The organism is Ruegeria sp. AL11 (assembly GCF_056540865.1).
On sequence record NZ_JBQFXO010000014.1, the window covers coordinates 50,936 to 65,710 of the forward strand.

General features: G+C 58.3%; 15 protein-coding genes. 8 read left to right on the forward strand and 7 right to left on the reverse strand.

Going from position 1 to position 14,775, the window contains the following annotated elements:
- Window positions 1-6: 6 nt before the first annotated feature.
- Genes ACR0IP_RS20665 through iolC form a run of 3 tightly spaced genes read right to left on the reverse strand, consistent with a single transcriptional unit; the run spans window position 7 to window position 2,669 of the window.
- Window positions 7-846 (reverse strand): class II fructose-bisphosphate aldolase, encoded by an 840-nt coding sequence (locus ACR0IP_RS20665; protein ID WP_480527667.1) that lies wholly within the window; start codon window positions 844-846, stop codon window positions 7-9.
- Window positions 843-1,679 (reverse strand): 5-deoxy-glucuronate isomerase, encoded by an 837-nt coding sequence (locus tag ACR0IP_RS20670; RefSeq protein ID WP_480527669.1) that lies wholly within the window; start codon window positions 1,677-1,679, stop codon window positions 843-845. Before ACR0IP_RS20670 ends, ACR0IP_RS20665 begins: the two co-directional genes overlap by 4 nt.
- A 9-nt stretch (window positions 1,680-1,688) precedes the next feature.
- Window positions 1,689-2,669 carry a 5-dehydro-2-deoxygluconokinase gene (gene iolC / locus ACR0IP_RS20675; protein WP_480527671.1) on the reverse strand — a complete coding sequence of 327 codons (981 nt, stop codon included), beginning with the start codon at window positions 2,667-2,669 and terminating at the stop codon, window positions 1,689-1,691.
- Window positions 2,670-2,782: 113 nt separating this feature from the next.
- On the opposite strand from iolC, the gene ACR0IP_RS20680 reads away from it, so the two are divergent.
- On the forward strand, window positions 2,783-3,886 hold the full coding sequence (locus ACR0IP_RS20680) for a Gfo/Idh/MocA family protein (protein WP_480527673.1): 1,104 nt from the start codon (window positions 2,783-2,785) through the stop codon (window positions 3,884-3,886).
- 38 nt (window positions 3,887-3,924) lie between these two features.
- A complete protein-coding gene (locus tag ACR0IP_RS20685) occupies window positions 3,925-5,058 on the forward strand; it encodes a Gfo/Idh/MocA family protein (protein WP_480527675.1) in 1,134 nt (377 codons plus the stop codon).
- Here the strand turns inward: ACR0IP_RS20685 and ACR0IP_RS20690 are convergent, their stop codons facing one another.
- The 3 genes from ACR0IP_RS20690 to ACR0IP_RS20700 all read right to left on the reverse strand — a co-directional run bounded on the left by ACR0IP_RS20690 (window position 5,059) and on the right by ACR0IP_RS20700 (window position 8,591).
- The gene (locus ACR0IP_RS20690; protein WP_170378761.1) at window positions 5,059-6,057 is read right to left on the reverse strand and encodes a LacI family DNA-binding transcriptional regulator; all 999 of its coding nucleotides are present in this window, start codon (window positions 6,055-6,057) and stop codon (window positions 5,059-5,061) included.
- A 713-nt stretch (window positions 6,058-6,770) separates the two neighbouring features.
- The gene (locus ACR0IP_RS20695; RefSeq protein WP_170691366.1) at window positions 6,771-7,868 is read right to left on the reverse strand and encodes a Gfo/Idh/MocA family protein; all 1,098 of its coding nucleotides are present in this window, start codon (window positions 7,866-7,868) and stop codon (window positions 6,771-6,773) included.
- Window positions 7,869-7,880: 12 nt separating this feature from the next.
- A complete protein-coding gene (locus tag ACR0IP_RS20700; RefSeq protein WP_170691365.1) occupies window positions 7,881-8,591 on the reverse strand; it encodes a GntR family transcriptional regulator in 711 nt (236 codons plus the stop codon).
- A gap of 105 nt (window positions 8,592-8,696) precedes the next feature.
- Here ACR0IP_RS20700 and ACR0IP_RS20705 point away from each other — a divergent pair, with 105 nt between their 5' ends.
- Genes ACR0IP_RS20705 through ACR0IP_RS20730 form a run of 6 tightly spaced genes read left to right on the forward strand, consistent with a single transcriptional unit; the run spans window position 8,697 to window position 14,273 of the window.
- On the forward strand, window positions 8,697-9,851 hold the full coding sequence (locus ACR0IP_RS20705; RefSeq protein ID WP_480527678.1) for an LLM class flavin-dependent oxidoreductase: 1,155 nt from the start codon (window positions 8,697-8,699) through the stop codon (window positions 9,849-9,851).
- The gene (locus ACR0IP_RS20710) at window positions 9,851-10,741 is read left to right on the forward strand and encodes an aldo/keto reductase (protein ID WP_480527680.1); all 891 of its coding nucleotides are present in this window, start codon (window positions 9,851-9,853) and stop codon (window positions 10,739-10,741) included. The genes ACR0IP_RS20705 and ACR0IP_RS20710 overlap by 1 nt, the downstream gene beginning before the upstream one ends.
- Window positions 10,741-11,256, forward strand: coding sequence for a flavin reductase family protein (locus ACR0IP_RS20715; RefSeq protein ID WP_480527682.1), 516 nt, complete (start codon window positions 10,741-10,743; stop codon window positions 11,254-11,256). The genes ACR0IP_RS20710 and ACR0IP_RS20715 overlap by 1 nt, the downstream gene beginning before the upstream one ends.
- Window positions 11,257-11,309: 53 nt before the next feature.
- Window positions 11,310-11,897, forward strand: a complete 588-nt coding sequence (locus tag ACR0IP_RS20720; RefSeq protein ID WP_480527684.1) for a TRAP transporter small permease — start codon at window positions 11,310-11,312, stop codon at window positions 11,895-11,897.
- Window positions 11,898-13,187, forward strand: coding sequence for a TRAP transporter large permease (locus tag ACR0IP_RS20725; protein ID WP_170378746.1), 1,290 nt, complete (start codon window positions 11,898-11,900; stop codon window positions 13,185-13,187).
- 24 nt (window positions 13,188-13,211) lie between these two features.
- Entirely contained in the window at window positions 13,212-14,273 is a 1,062-nt protein-coding gene (locus ACR0IP_RS20730) for a TRAP transporter substrate-binding protein (RefSeq protein WP_170378744.1), read from the forward strand.
- 30 nt (window positions 14,274-14,303) lie between these two features.
- Here ACR0IP_RS20730 and ACR0IP_RS20735 read toward each other — a convergent pair whose 3' ends face one another.
- A complete protein-coding gene (locus ACR0IP_RS20735) occupies window positions 14,304-14,774 on the reverse strand; it encodes a tetratricopeptide repeat protein (RefSeq protein ID WP_480527686.1) in 471 nt (156 codons plus the stop codon).
- Window position 14,775: the final 1 nt, after the last annotated feature.

Genomic DNA, 14,775 nt, shown 5'->3' on the forward strand with positions numbered 1-14,775 from the left:
ATCTCGCTATCTCTGAGGCGGCGCGCCAAAGGCGCGGATCACGGTGCGGGCGGCGGCCTCGACCGGGTCTTGGGTCTCTTTAAGTATGGTCACGCGGTCGAACCGTTCGGGGTCGCTGTTCACAGCGTCGCGTAGGGCGTTACCAAAGGCCATGCGCAGTTCGGTCCCGATGTTGAATTTGCAGATCGAGGTGCCTTGGGCCAAGCGCGTGCGCTGCTCGACTGGCACGCCCGAGCCTCCGTGGATCACCAGCGGCACCTCAGTCAGCGCGTCGATCCGAGCGATCCGGTCTTCGTCAAGACCGCCTTCCTTGTTCTGCTGCAGGTGGACATTCCCAACCGAGATCGCCATCGCATCTACGCCTGTTTCACGAGCAAATTGTGCGGCCTCCTCGGGGTCAGTTCCGTTCGAGCCTTCTCCGCCGGAATAGCCGACAAACCCGATCTCACCTTCACAGGAAATCCCAGCCGCATGGGCCATTTCAGCAATTGCGGCGGTCTCGTCGATATTCTGCTGCAGTGGTTTACGCGACCCGTCGAACATCAGCGACGTAAAACCGCTGTCCAACGCGATCTTACAGTCTTCATACGTGTAACCATGGTCCAGATGCGCGACCACGGAGACCGAGGCGCCCTCGGCCAGATGGCGGAACATTTTACCAAGGATAGGCAGAGGCGTGTGTTCGCGACAGCTGGGACCGGCTTGCAGGATGACCGGTGCGTTTTCGGCCTCGGCAGCGGCCACATAGGCGCGCATGTCCTCCCAGCCGAGGGTTACCAAACCGCCGACGGCATAGCCCTGTTCATATGCCGGCTGCAGGACGTTTTTCAGGGTGGCGAGGGTCATTTGAACTTCGCGATCATGTCTTTGATGCCCGGAATCGTCTCGACCTGATAGGCATGGGTGGGTTGGAAATACTGCACCAGAGATCGTTGCGTCAGCCCGCCGAGGATTGTGAAATAATACATCTCATATCCCGGCAACACGCAGCAGGGGTGGTAGCCCTTGTCGATACAAACGGTCGAGCCATCGACGATGTGGTATGCATCCCCCGGTTTGTTGTCTTCGCGCTGCAACATCTGAAGGCCCGAGCCCCAGTTGGGTTTGAAGCGGAAGTTATAGGTCTCGTCGTGGCGCGTCTCATCCGGAAGACGGTTGGTGTCGTGTTTGTGGCTCGGGAAACCCGACCACCCCCCTTGGCCGACGGTGAACAACTCGCTCACCAACAGGCGGCCGACCTTGTCCTGTTGTTTTTGCCCCAGGATATGTTTGATCTTGCGATGCGTTTTGGTGTCGTCGCTGCCGTACTGCACGAGGTCATGCTCGCGCACATCGAACGGGTCCAGAACCTTGTCATACTTGGCCCCGGCGATGAAAACCTCGGCCTCATCCGACACGCAGACCAGCTGCGTTTTGGCGCCAACCGGGACATAAACCCCCTCTGGCTCACCATCCCACACGTCCTCGCCCCGGTTGCCCAGTTTGGCGAATTGCACGCCTTCGATGTCAACGTCCACGGAGCCGGTGGCGGGGGCGATGCAGGTCTCATAGCCCGGCACCTGGTATTCGAACGCCTCGCCGCGCTTGAGTTTGACGATGTTGAAATAGTTCAGCGGAACCAGCGGGTCGTCGACATCGACGATGGCTTTGTTCTGGTTATCATGGGGCGCGATATGCATGGGGGCCTCCTATTTGGTCGGGCCGGGGTGGTCGGCCAGAAATGCATCCAGCTCGGGCGTTGTGGGCATGGCGGGGGCGCATCCGGGTTTCGAAACCACAATGGATGCACAGGCCGAGCCGCGCATGACGGCTTCTTCTAGCGAATAGCCAGCAGCGACAGAGGCCAGCAAACCTGCCATAAAGCTGTCCCCTGCTCCGTTGGGTTTGACTGCGGTAACCGGGTAGATGCCCGTGTGAATCTCATGGCCGTCCATCATCGTGACGGCACCTTTTTCACCCATCTTGTATATAACGATGCGGCCTGGCTTTTCGGCCAGTTCTTTGGCCTTTGCGAACCCTTTTTCGATACCGCCGGCCATGAAGCCGAATTCCTCGTCATTGCCGACAATCAGGTCGCTGGCCTCTCCGGCCCGGGACAGGACGTCGGCCGCCACTTCGGGCGATGGCCAGCTATAAGGGCGATAGTCGATATCGAAAATTGTTGGCAACCCTGCGGCGCGGGCATTGTCAAAAGCCCGAAACGTGGCGCTGCGTGACGGTTCCGCGGCAAAGACAGTTCCGGCGGATATCACGGCTGAGAATGCCGAAAAATCGATCCGGTCCATGTCCTCTTCGGTGACTTGGAAATCGACTGCCCCATTGCGGTAGATGACGTTCTGAAAATTCTCGATCCGGCTTTCATAGATCGCCAGGGATATGCGGAATTCACCGCCGACAATGCGGATGTAAGAGGTGTCAACACCGTAGTGTCGCAGGCGGTTCAGACAGAATCGACCAACTGCATCGTCCGAGACCGACGTAACCAATGATGCCCGACTGCCGAGCTTGACCAGACCCGCGCAAATATTGGCCGAGGATCCGCCGAGATCGGCATGGAACGTGTCGGCATCCTCGCTTTTGACGCCGATTGGATCGGCAAACATATCCATTCCGGCACGACCGAAAACCGCAAACCGATTTCCTTTGATGCCCTCGACCAAAGCGCTCACGTGATGTTCCTCCGGCGTAACGTCGTCGGCAAAGTTTGGACCTTGCGTTGAATCGATTCACACGATACTGATTTTGCAACCGGTTGCAAATAGTATGTTCGGAGCCGCGACAGATGCCTGAAATCGGAATTGGAATTGTTGGTGGCGGCTATATGGGCAAGGCGCATTCTGTTGCCATGTCCGCCGTGGGCGCTGTGTTCAACACTGCTCTGCGTCCGCAGCTCGAGGTGATTTGCGCCTCGTCCACTGAAAGTGCCGAACGATACCGTGCGGCCTATGGGTTCCAGCGCGCGACCGACGATTGGCGCGCTTTGGTCGAGGATCCGAAGGTCGACGCGATCGTCATCGCCTCGCCTCAGGAAACGCACCGCCATATCGCTGAGGCGGCCTTTGCGTTAGGTAAGCCGGTCCTGTGCGAAAAACCCTTGGGCGCATCACTCGAGGACAGTCAGGCGATGACGCGCGCGGCTGAGGATGCCGGCGTGGTCAACATGGTGGGTTTCAACTATATCCGCACCCCTGCCAGCCAATACGCACGCAAACTTATTGCAGACGGTGAGATCGGCGACATCACCTGGTTTCGCGGTGAGCATACCGAGGATTTCTATGCCGACCCCGACGCCCCTGCCACTTGGCGCACGACCGGCATGGCCAACGGTACGATCGGAGATCTGGCTCCGCATATGGTGAACGGCGCGCTTGCGCTGATCGGACCGATTGCGCAGGTCATGGCCGATGTCGAAACCGTTCATCGCACACGCCCGGGCGGAGAGGTCACGAATGATGACCACGCCCAGATGATGTGCCGCTTTGAAAACGGTGTGATGGGCAACCTCTATTTCAGCCGCGTCGCAACGGGCCGCAAGATGGGTTATGCCTATGAAATCTCGGGCACCAAGGGCGCAATCCGGTTTGATCAAGAGGACCAGAACGCCCTCTGGCTTTATCGCCGCAAAGGGCCAGAAGGACAGCGAGGCTTCGCCAAGATCCTGACTGGCCCCGCACATCCGGATTACGAGCCGTTTTGCCAAGGCCCCGGCCATGGCACCGGCTATCAGGACCAGATCATCATCGAGGCCAAGGATTTCCTGCAGGCCATTCACACCGGCAATCCGATCTGGCCGACCTTCCGTGATGGGCATGAGGTCAACCGGGTGCTGGCGGCTGCGCTGGCCTCGTCGGACCAGCGACAGTGGAAAGATATCAGCGATTTCTGATCGCTCTAGCTCGGAAGAATTGAAGAGAGACATAGACCATGGCAAAGCTGAAATGGGGCATGATTGGTGGCGGCGAAGGTAGCCAGATCGGACCTGCTCATCGGTTGGGCGCGCAGGCGGACGGGATGTTCGAGTTCGCGGCGGGCGCTCTGGATCATCGGCCCGAGGTGGGCCGTGAATATGCTCAGCGGTTGGGCATCACCGCCGACCGTGCTTATGGCAGCTGGCAGGACATGTTGGCAGGCGAAAAAAACCGCTTCGACCGGATTGATCTGGTCACGATTGCCACGCCGAACTCCACCCATTTCGAAATCGCCAAAGCGTTTCTTGAGGCTGGCTTCAACGTCCTGTGCGAAAAGCCTATGACCATGACGGTCGAAGAGGGCGAAGAGATCGTGCGCGTGGCCGAGGCCTCGGGCAAGATCTGTGCGGTGAACTACTGCTACTCGGCATATCCGATGATCCGGCAGGCGCGTGCCATGGTGCGGGCAGGGGATATCGGCAAGGTGCGGCTGGTGGTGACCAATTTCAGCCACGGTCATCACGGCGATGCGACGGATGCCGATAACCCTCGGGTCCGTTGGCGCTATGATCCGGCGATGGCGGGGGTCTCGGGCCAATTCGCAGATTGCGGTATCCATGCGCTGCATATGGCAAGTTTTGTCTGCGATGATCAGGTGAAATCGCTGTCCGCCGATATGGCCTCGACCATTTCCAGCCGCGAGCTGGAAGATGACGCGATGATCAATTTCCGCACCGAAGGCGGAACGGTTGGTCGCCTGTGGACGTCGTCCGTGGCGATCGGGCGGCAACACGGGTTCGACATTCAAGTGTTTGGCGAAACCGGCGGTTTGCGCTGGGCGTCCGAGCAGCCCAACCAATTGATCTACACCCCAGTCGGAGGGCGCACCCAGATCATCGAAAAAGGCGAGGGTGGCCTACATGACGAAGTGCAGCGCCTGTCGCGCGTGGCCATCGCCCACCCCGAGGGCTTCCCGTTGGCCGTGGCCAATATCTATTGCGATCTGGCCGATGCGATCCGGGGTGAGGCCCGCGACGGTCTGCCCGGCGCCTCAGATGGTGTACGTTCGATAGCCGCCGTTCATGCCGCCGTTGCGTCAGGCAAAGAGGAAGGCGCGTGGAAAGACGCGCGTCCGCCAATGTTCCGGTAGTTACGGTCGGGGACGTAGCGTGCCCCTCTCGATCACACGGCAGGGGAAAATACGGGCCTCAGGGTATCTCTGAGGCTCTTTCAGCATCTCCTCGACCAGATCCACCGAGGCGTTGATGATCTGCTTGATCGGCTGGTGAATGGTGGTCAGGTCGACACTTTCCCAACGGGCCATATCCATATCGTTCAGGCCGATGACGCCGATGTCGCGCCCCGGCGTCAGCCCATGATCCTTGAGGGCCGACAGCGCGCCAATCGACAGGATGTCATCGCCGCAGAAATACCCCTCGGCCGGGGTTTCCCCCAACAGCCGCAGCATCTCGGCCCTGCCAGCATCGAATGAGTAGTTCTGCGCGAAGGAATAGGATACCTCGAGGTTCGCATATTGCGCGGTTTCCTCGATGAACCCGCGATACCGGTCCATGGCCGAGGTCGCATCCTTCGGCCCCCCAAGATACCCGACGCGTGTGTACTCACGCGCCACCAGTTCTCGCGCAGCCATACGCCCGCATTCCACGTTGTCGATCCCGACCACATGCACCTCGGGCGAGGTGGCCGAGCGGCCAAATGTATGCACCACCGGAACCCCGGCATCGTGGAAAGCCTTGGCAAAGCTCGGCGGCAAGGTCGATGAGGCGACAATGACCGCATCGACCGAGTATTGCCGCAACATCCGGACGGAATTGGCAGGCTCGGTCTCATCAGTCAGGTTCACGATCAAAGGACGCAGCCCTCGTTCTTGCAGAGCGCGGGTGAACTGGTCGAACACCTCCAAAAAGATCGGGTTGTGGAAGTTGTTCGAGATCAGCCCGATCAGCTTGGTCCGCCCGGTTGTCAGCGACGAGGCCAGCGCATTGGGGCTATAGCCCAGCTCTTTCGCGGCTTTTTCCACCTTACTGCGGGTTTTGGCTGAAACCGAAGCCCCTTCGGTAAAAGTGCGCGAAACGGCTGATCGCGACACACCCGCCAGCGCGGCAACATCTTTGAGGGTGACGCTCATGGCAGGTGCCTTGCAGGCAATTGGGCGGGGAGGGCGCTAGGCAATATCATGGTGTCAGTATTATGCACCAAGTCCGCGTTGCTGCAACCGGTTGCAACAATGCCACATCAACATCGTGCGAGGAGGAGCGTTTTTTAAAAGAAGCATCCTGGGTGATGAGAGACACGAAACCCAACGAACCTATGCGATCGAATTTACTGTGTAGGGTGCTGTAGTTGTGGAGCCGACTACACAATAGTTCTAATGACCAAAGATCAGGCTATGCGTCCAGCCCGCCCGCATTCTGGATAAGAGCTGCACATTTAATCTCGATGCCGAGGCTCGGTACATGGGTGTTATCGGCAGGGCCATCGGATGATCGAGCAGGTCCGTCGTCGGTATCGCAAGTTGCACGACATCGTCATCATGTTAGGCACTGTTTTTATTGGAGCTTGGACGCCAACCCAGAAGAAAGGTGTTTCGGTTTGTCCGGGGCAAGCGGACCTGAGCTGCATCCGCAAGAGCAACTCACTCGACCATGAAAGGCGGCCGTTCGCAGCAGGGAAGGCAAGACAAAAAGTCTAGCGGAGCATCCAAGTAGGACTGCGCAAACGTAGGCTTGCACAGTCGCTAGAATTGGCCCTTTGCCAAATCGATTGGCGATGTCTGACACAACCTCGAGCGATATGGGGCCTTTTAGGGGCTGCAACACGCGCCCGTGTTTTTGAACCCGTTCAATCGACCATGTACACCGTTTCGCCCGTGTCTATCGCCCGTTGCGCCGCTTGCCCCATTCTGACCGCCCAGAGGCCGTCGTTCAAACTTACGTCCGGCTTAGCTTTTTCGCCACGAAGCACGGCCAAGAAACCTTTGTGCTGATAGTAGGTCGACCCATTATGATCCCCAGCCGCCAATAAGTTCGGGTCCACTGGAACGTCCATTGATACGGGGCCTTTGGGATTGCGTGGACTCACGATTAAGCGCGGAGGCGGGGGGGCGCCCAAGTGATCCTGCCAAAAGCGCACCGGTCCTGGAACCAGAGCCTCGATCTTAGCTTTTGGTCCGACGGCTGATATTTCTTCCTGATAACGAGAGCCTTCCGCAAACATGCACAGTTCCAACATCGCGCGCGCACCCGAAGCAAAATCGACGAGAACGTAGCCGTGATCCAGAATATCTGGGGTTTGACCATCGTAGCTCTCGTCCAAATGGTTCACGGCCTGCCCACCACTTGCGGTTATGCGTACCGGGTCGGATTGCAATATCAAACGCATGAGGTCGAAGAAGTGACAGCATTTTTCGACAAAAGTGCCGCCAGTGTTGCGGTTGAAGCGGTTCCAATGGCCGACCTTGTCCAGGAACGGAAAACGATGCTCGCGGATCGACAACATTTTTATGCCACCTGTCACCTGAGCCTTCTCGATCAGAGCTGCAACAGGGGGCATGTACCGGTATTCCATCGCAACCCAAATCGGGCAGGGATAGTCGCGCTGCAACTGCTCGAGACGAGCCACGTCTTGCGGGTCGGTGAACAATGGCTTTTCCACCAAAAACGGAAGCGGACGTGTTTCAGCGATTTCGCAAATCTGGTCCACATGAAGATGGTTTGGGCTAACAATGACTACGCAGTCCAGTTCTTCAACCGCCAGAAGCTCTTGAATGGAACCCACCATGGCCGCATTTGGCGCAATTGCCTTGGCGGTATTTGCCATCTCTGAATCGGGCTCAAAGATCGCTGCTACATTGGTGCTTTCCAGCAATCCGATGTTGTGCAGGTGCTCTTGCCCCATCATGCCGCATCCAATCAGCCCGTAATTGATGGTCCGGGTCATGTGCGATTCCTTTTACTTCAAACGTTGTACGTAGTTGGCCCGATCTGGGTCGAACCAAGTTTTTGAGAATTCAACGGGTTCGGCGTTTTCCGACCAGCTGAACCGCTCGATGTAGCCTACTGATTGGCCCGCTGGTTTGGTGAAGTCAGGAGGTGTCCAGTCCGGTAGTGGTTGGACCGAGACTCTGTCTTCGGCCCTTGCGATCCAAAAGCCCAATTGGCGCTGATAGTAGCGATAGAGTGAGTCGGACAGCAGGCTCTGGTCGATCAGGCCCGCTGATTCGTCTAGCCAAATTTCCTCGACTGCAATGATTGTGTCATTCAGGTAGCGCATGCGCCGGACGCGCGAACCGGCATCAGAAGCCCCGAATTTCGGCAGATTGGTCGGCTTCTTCAGATGGTCAACTGACAGGATATCCGCACGCGGCAGGCCACCCCCTTTGGGCAGTTCCAGCCTGAACATTGCATAGACGCTATTTTGTGTGCCGGTCTCGCGGATGTAGTTGCCTGAGCCCTGGATACGCTCCAACATCCCCTTTTTTCCTAGCTCAGAGAGCGATTTTCGGAGCGTTCCAACCGAGACATTCAACTCCGCCGCCATCTCACGCTCGGGCGGTAAACGCTCACCATCAATAAGGCGCCCAGCCGCGATGTCGCGGATCAGAAGTTCCGCGATCTGAATATATACCGGCAGGGCATTGGGGTTTCGGTTGGAGGCAGGCACGGCAGACGCTTCACTCGGTCGCAGGAAAAATTGATACACTATTGATCTACATCAAAGCGATTGCTACGCAAGAGGAAAGTCAAAGATGTACGGAGCGTGAATCAAATGAGCATCGTCCCCATCACATCCCCCGATCTGGATGCGGCCGAAGTTTCGTGGTTTGCCGCTTTGTGTTCCGATGATTACCAGTTCCTTGGCGTACCCGATGGCGACCTGCGGTCGAGTTGGGAGCATTGTTCCGGCATTGTGAAAGAGGCCGAAGCGCAGGGCTTCCGCAACATCCTATGCCCGTCCTCCTATCAGGTCGGTCAGGACACGCTGAGCTTTGTCGCGGGCTGCGCCCCAATCACGGACCGGATCAACCTATTGGCCGCTGTACGCTGTGGCGAGATGCAACCGATCATGCTGGCCCGCACCATTGCGACGCTGGATCACATGTTGAAGGGGCGGTTGACGGTCAACATCATTTCCTCCGACTTTCCTGGTGAGAAAGCCGACAGCGCGTTCCGCTATCAGCGCTCGCGCGAAGTGGTAGAGATTCTGAAGCAAGTCTGGACGCAGGACGAGATCAATCATGCTGGTGAGGTCTATAACTTCTCAGGTCTGACCACTGACCCGGCCAAGCCATACCAGGTTGGAGGGCCGTTACTCTATTTCGGTGGTTATTCTCCCTCTGCGCTGGATCTCTGTGGCGAACATTGTGACGTCTACCTGATGTGGCCCGAAACCAAGGACCAACTTGCCGAACGCATGAAGGCCGTTCATGCGGTCGCCGAGAACTACAACCGCACGCTGGACTACGGTTTGCGTGTTCACATGATCGTTCGGGATACCGAGGCAGAGGCGCAGGAATATGCGGATTACATCGTTTCGAAACTGGATGACGAATATGGTCGTGCAATCCGGGAGCGGGCGCTGGATTCGACCTCGCTGGGCGTTGCGCATCAGGCCAAGAACCGCGATCTGGCGGATGAATATGGCTATGTTGAACCAGGTCTCTGGACAGGCGTTGGCCGTGCGCGATCGGGCTGCGGCGCGGCTTTGGTCGGTTCGACTGATCAGGTTATGTCCAAGATCGAAGAATACCAAAAGATGGGCATCCGCGCCTTCATCTTTTCGGGCTATCCGCACATAGATGAAGCCAAACATTTCGGCAGCCGTGTTCTGCCCAATCTGAAAACCTGTTCGCTGCCCGAAGCTTATGGGCGCGTGCCTACAACTACCCCGGCGACCCCGCTGGGCAACGGAGTTCGTCGCTGATGCAACGTGTGAAACTTTCTGACTCGCTGGAAATGAGCCGCCTTGTCTATGGCATGTGGCGCTTGGGCGACGACGCAGACACATCGGCGGCGCATGTCGAAGCCAAGATTCAGGCCTGTCTGGATCAGGGTATCACCACCTTCGATCAGGCCGATATCTATGGTGACTACGGGGCCGAGGCGGTTCTGGGCAATGCCCTGCGCGCCAATCCCGATCTGCGCCAGCGAATGGAGATCGTTACCAAATGCGACATCGTCGCGCCCTGCGGTCGTTACGCGGATGCCAAGGTGAAATACTACGATACCTCGCGCGCGCATATCGTGAAATCGGTGGACACGTCCTTGTCCGAAATGGCCATCGACCATATCGACCTGTTATTGATCCACCGCCCTGATCCCATGATGGACCACCATGAAACCGGAGCGGCTCTGGACGAGGTCGTCGCCAGCGGCAAGGTCGGCGCGATCGGCGTGTCGAACTTCCGGCCTTGGGATTGGTCCCTGCTACAATCGGCGATGAAAACCCAACTGGTCACCAACCAGATCGAGGTGTCTCTGGGTGAGATCAGCCCCTTCACCAATGGTGACCTGGCATTTCACCAGCAGCATGGTCATCCAGTGATGGCGTGGTCGCCGCTGGGGGGTGGGTTGTTGATGGCTGGAAACCCGCCTGTGGGCGTTGTCGCGGATGAAATCGCAGCCGAGTTCGGCGTGGATCGCGCCGCCGTCGCCGTGGCCTTCCTGCTAGCCCATCCGGCCAACATCCTGCCGGTTCTGGGCACCAATAATCTGGATCGGATCAAACGCGCTTCGGACGCGTTGAAAGTCAAACTGGATCGCGAAAGCTGGTACCGCCTTTATGAGGCGGCGCTGGGGCATGAGGTACCATGATGAATGCAATCTCAAAGGACATGACCCACACTTTCGTTCCGCACAAGGACGACACCCGCACCCTGCGCGACGCCTTCGGGCGCTTTGCGACCGGGGTCACCATCGTCACATGCGACAGCGCCGATGGACCGGTCTGCATTACGGCCAACAGCTTTTCATCTCTGTCACTGGACCCGCCCTTGATCATGTGGGCGGGTGACCGCAACTCGCGCCGTTTTCCCTATTTCCACAACGCCCGCCATTTCAGCGTGCATGTGCTGTCCTCTGAACAGGCCGAGCTGTGCTTTGGCTGCTCGAAAGACGCCTTTGCGCTGCGCGACATCGAGCATGAGCGGTGCGAAAACGGAACGCCGATCCTGCCCGACTGCTTGGCGCGGTTCGAATGCGAACAACATGCGTATCACGATGCGGGCGATCACGTTATTGTGGTGGGAAAGGTTCTTAAGGCCAGCATGGCGGACGGAGACGCGCTGACCTTTTACGCCGGGAAACTCGGCCAATTCGCGCAGCACTAAGCGCGATTTGACGACCGCGGGACATACCCGCGGCTGAACAAGGGAGGATCCGCATGAGCGGACTGGCATCGGTGCTTGCACCGATTGCATTCGTGAACGAAACCGTGCTGCGTCTGGGCCGCGCGGTTGGTGTCGTTGCGATTGCACTCATGGTGATCGCAATCCTGATACAGGTGTTCTTCCGATATGTACTGGGCAATGCTCTGCCATGGCCGGATGAGGCTGCCCGGTTTTGCATGTTGTGGATGACAGGCCTTATGGCCCCCACCGCGTTCCGGCGAGGCGGCTTTGTGGCCATCGATATGCTGGAGCGCTTTCTGCCGCGCGTAATCGGCCAATCGCTGAACCTGTTCCTGCTGCTGATCTCGCTCGCCGTCTTGCTGGTCGCGGTCAATATCGGCTGGTCCGAGGTCACTGGCTTTGGCGGCAAATTCGCCACTGCAGCGCTATACATACCCACCTCTTTTGGGTTCGACGAATGGTACCGCATCCCGCGCAGTTGGATGATGGCCTCGTTGCTGGTGGGGATCATTCTGCTGATTTCGGTGAATATCGAGCTGATCCTGCGATCCTTCATCACTCTGCTCGGCGGGGGTCACCTATTGCCTGAAATTCCTGATGCGGCAGTGGGGGCCGAGTAAATGCTGATTTGGTTCCTGCCCACCTTCCTGATTTTCCTGCTGATCGGACTGCCGGTCTTTTTCGCCCTTTTGGCCGCGCCCGGTATCCTGCTTTGGCTGAACGGGCAGACCAACGACATCACGCTTCTCTATCGCAATGTCTATAACGGCATGGACAGCTTTCCGCTGATGGCAATCCCCTTCTTCATGCTGGCCGGAGAGCTGATGAACCGCGGTGGCATCACCATCCGCTTGGTCGAGTTCAGCCAGGCCCTGATGGGCCACCTGCGCGGCGGTCTTGCGCATGTGAACGTGCTGAGTTCAATCCTCTTCGCAGGCCTCTCGGGGTCCGCTGTTGCGGACACTTCGGCGCTTGGGTCGATGCTGATCCCGGCGATGGAGAAACAAGGCTACACCCGCAAATTCGCTGCCGCGATCACAGCGGCGAGTTCTGTGATCGGACCGATTATCCCACCTTCGGGCATCATGATCATTTACGCCTACGTCATGGGTGAAAGCGTCGCCGCGCTGTTCCTAGCGGGCATCGTGCCGGGCGTGATGGTGGGTGTGGGCCTTATGCTGATGATCAAACTCATGGCCGACCGCTATGACTTCCCCGTCGCCAGCCGCAAATACACATGGCCCGAGCGACGTCAGGCCAGCCTGAAAGCCTTTTTCCCGCTGATGACCCCGGTGATCATTCTGGGCGGTATTCTGGGCGGCATCTTCACACCCACCGAGGCCGCCGCCGTCGCCGTGGGCTACGCCTTCATCATCGGCTTCTTTGTCTTGCGCACGCTGACGTGGAAAGAAGTGCCCGAGGTGCTCAGCAACGCAGGCATGACTTCCGCCGTCGTCCTTCTGCTGGTCGGCGCGGCGATGGCGTTCAAGACGGTGGTCAGTCTTAGCCATGCGCCGGAACAGCTGGCCTCGCTGATCCTCAGCCTGTCGGAAAACCCGCTGATCCTGTTGTTCCTGATCAACCTTCTGCTGTTCATCGTCGGCATGTTTCTGGACGCAGGCCCAGCAATCATCATCCTTGGCCCGATCCTTGGACCCATCTTCACCAGCCTCGGCGTCGACCCGATCCACTTTGCGATCATCATGAGCGTCAACCTGACCGTCGGCCTCGCCACACCGCCAATGGGCTTGGTGCTGTTCGTGGCCGCCGCCGTGTCGCGCGAGCGGGTCGAAACCATCGCCAAGGCGATCCTGCCGTTCCTGGCCGTTGAAATCATAGTGATCTTCCTGATCACCTATATCCCCGCACTATCCATGACGATCCCGAGGATAACGGGATTTGCAAACTAACTGAGTTCCATAGGGAGGAAACGCATGCTCAGAGATTTCATCAAAACCGCAGCGGTGGCCACATCGCTCGTGGCCGCGTCCGCTATGGCCGCCACAGCCGCCGACTACACGCTGCGCGCCACTGCCAACTCGAACGAAAATGACGAAGACTATGATGGTCTGATTGTCTTCAAGAACTATGTCGAGGCCGCCTCGAACGGGGCGATCGAGGTCGAGCTGTTCATCGGCACTCAACTGTGTTCGAACGGCGCGGAATGCCTGCAAGGCGTGGCCGATGGCACGATCGACATCTATATCTCCACCTCGGGCGGGGCCTCGGGCATCTTTCCATACGTGCAGGTTTTGGACCTGCCTTACCTGATGGCCGATGACCGCATTGCCGAGCATGTTCTGTCCGGCGATTTCACCCGCACCATGCGCAATATGGCACTGGAGGACTCTGGCGGCGCGATTCGTCTGATGACCATTGGCAACACAGGCGGCTGGCGCAACTTCGCCAACACCCAGCGCCGCATTGCTGAGCCCGCCGATATGGAAGGACTTAAAATCCGCACTGTGGTCGCCGACCTGCCGCAGGAACTGGTCAAAGCTCTGGGCGCATCGCCGACACCGATCCCATGGCCGGAACTGTTCACTAGCTTCCAGACCGGCGTGGTTGAGGGCTCCAAGAACGGGATCACCGACATCATGGGCATGAAATTCCCCGACGCGGGTCTGCAATATGTCACGCTGGACGGCCACGCCTATATGGGCGCACTGTGGTGGATGAATAACGCCAAGTTCCAGGAGATGCCTGAGGATATGCGCCGCGTCGTGGTCGACGGATTCTATGCGCTGCAACAGGCGACCTTTGCCTCGCCCAAGCGCAAGTCGATTCAGGCCTATGAGGATTTTGTCGCCGGTGGCGGAGACCTCTACGTGCTGACGCCAGATCAGAAGGCCGCGTTCAAAGAAGCTGCAACCCCGGTGTATGACTGGTTCCAGTCCAACGTTGCCCGTGGGGATGAAATCTTTGGTGCGTTGACCGAAGCGGTAGCTGCGGCTGAGGCCGATGTAAACGCCTCACGCGATGCGGATCTGAACTAAGTACAATGGCCGGGCTTTATGGCCCGGCCCTCACCGAAACGGATACATCCACCCTTTGTAGTCGTTGACCAGCACATGCGCCCTTTCGATCTGCTCTGGCGACATTTTCTTGACCACTTCCTCAAGGCTGATCGCCGCATCGGGGTCGCCGCCAATAGCGCTGAGCGTGTACCACATGTATGCGCGCACCAGATCGGGCGCGGGCATGCCCAGACCCAATTCATAGTACCAGCCAACGCCCGACTGCGCCCCCGGATGCCCCTTCATCGAGGCGCGCAGATACCATTCAAAGGCGCGCTCGTAATCCTGCTCGACTCCGAGACCCAGCCCGTACATCACGCCGATCAACTCCTCAGCCTCGGCGTTGCCCGAGCGCGCGGCTGGAAGAAGCTCCTCGCGTGCGGCTTCAAACTGTCCGGCTTCCATCAAATCGCGGGCTTGCTCCAGTTCCGCCAGAGCCGGAGACGCAAACATGCAAAGGGCGAAAACAAGCTGACGCATG

Excerpts from the sequence above, each read along its gene's own strand:
- ACR0IP_RS20665 (WP_480527667.1), bottom strand. The coding sequence starts at position 846 with ATGACCCTCGCCACCCTGAAAAACGTCCTGCAGCCGGCATATGAACAG.
- ACR0IP_RS20670 (WP_480527669.1), bottom strand. The coding sequence starts at position 1,679 with ATGCATATCGCGCCCCATGATAACCAGAACAAAGCCATCGTCGATGTC.
- ACR0IP_RS20680 (WP_480527673.1), top strand. The coding sequence starts at position 2,783 with ATGCCTGAAATCGGAATTGGAATTGTTGGTGGCGGCTATATGGGCAAG.
- ACR0IP_RS20685 (WP_480527675.1), top strand. The coding sequence starts at position 3,925 with ATGGCAAAGCTGAAATGGGGCATGATTGGTGGCGGCGAAGGTAGCCAG.
- ACR0IP_RS20690 (WP_170378761.1), bottom strand. The coding sequence starts at position 6,057 with ATGAGCGTCACCCTCAAAGATGTTGCCGCGCTGGCGGGTGTGTCGCGA.
- ACR0IP_RS20695 (WP_170691366.1), bottom strand. The coding sequence starts at position 7,868 with ATGACCCGGACCATCAATTACGGGCTGATTGGATGCGGCATGATGGGG.
- ACR0IP_RS20705 (WP_480527678.1), top strand. The coding sequence starts at position 8,697 with ATGAGCATCGTCCCCATCACATCCCCCGATCTGGATGCGGCCGAAGTT.
- ACR0IP_RS20710 (WP_480527680.1), top strand. The coding sequence starts at position 9,851 with ATGCAACGTGTGAAACTTTCTGACTCGCTGGAAATGAGCCGCCTTGTC.
- ACR0IP_RS20715 (WP_480527682.1), top strand. The coding sequence starts at position 10,741 with ATGAATGCAATCTCAAAGGACATGACCCACACTTTCGTTCCGCACAAG.
- ACR0IP_RS20720 (WP_480527684.1), top strand. The coding sequence starts at position 11,310 with ATGAGCGGACTGGCATCGGTGCTTGCACCGATTGCATTCGTGAACGAA.
- ACR0IP_RS20725 (WP_170378746.1), top strand. The coding sequence starts at position 11,898 with ATGCTGATTTGGTTCCTGCCCACCTTCCTGATTTTCCTGCTGATCGGA.
- ACR0IP_RS20730 (WP_170378744.1), top strand. The coding sequence starts at position 13,212 with ATGCTCAGAGATTTCATCAAAACCGCAGCGGTGGCCACATCGCTCGTG.
- ACR0IP_RS20735 (WP_480527686.1), bottom strand. The coding sequence starts at position 14,774 with ATGCGTCAGCTTGTTTTCGCCCTTTGCATGTTTGCGTCTCCGGCTCTG.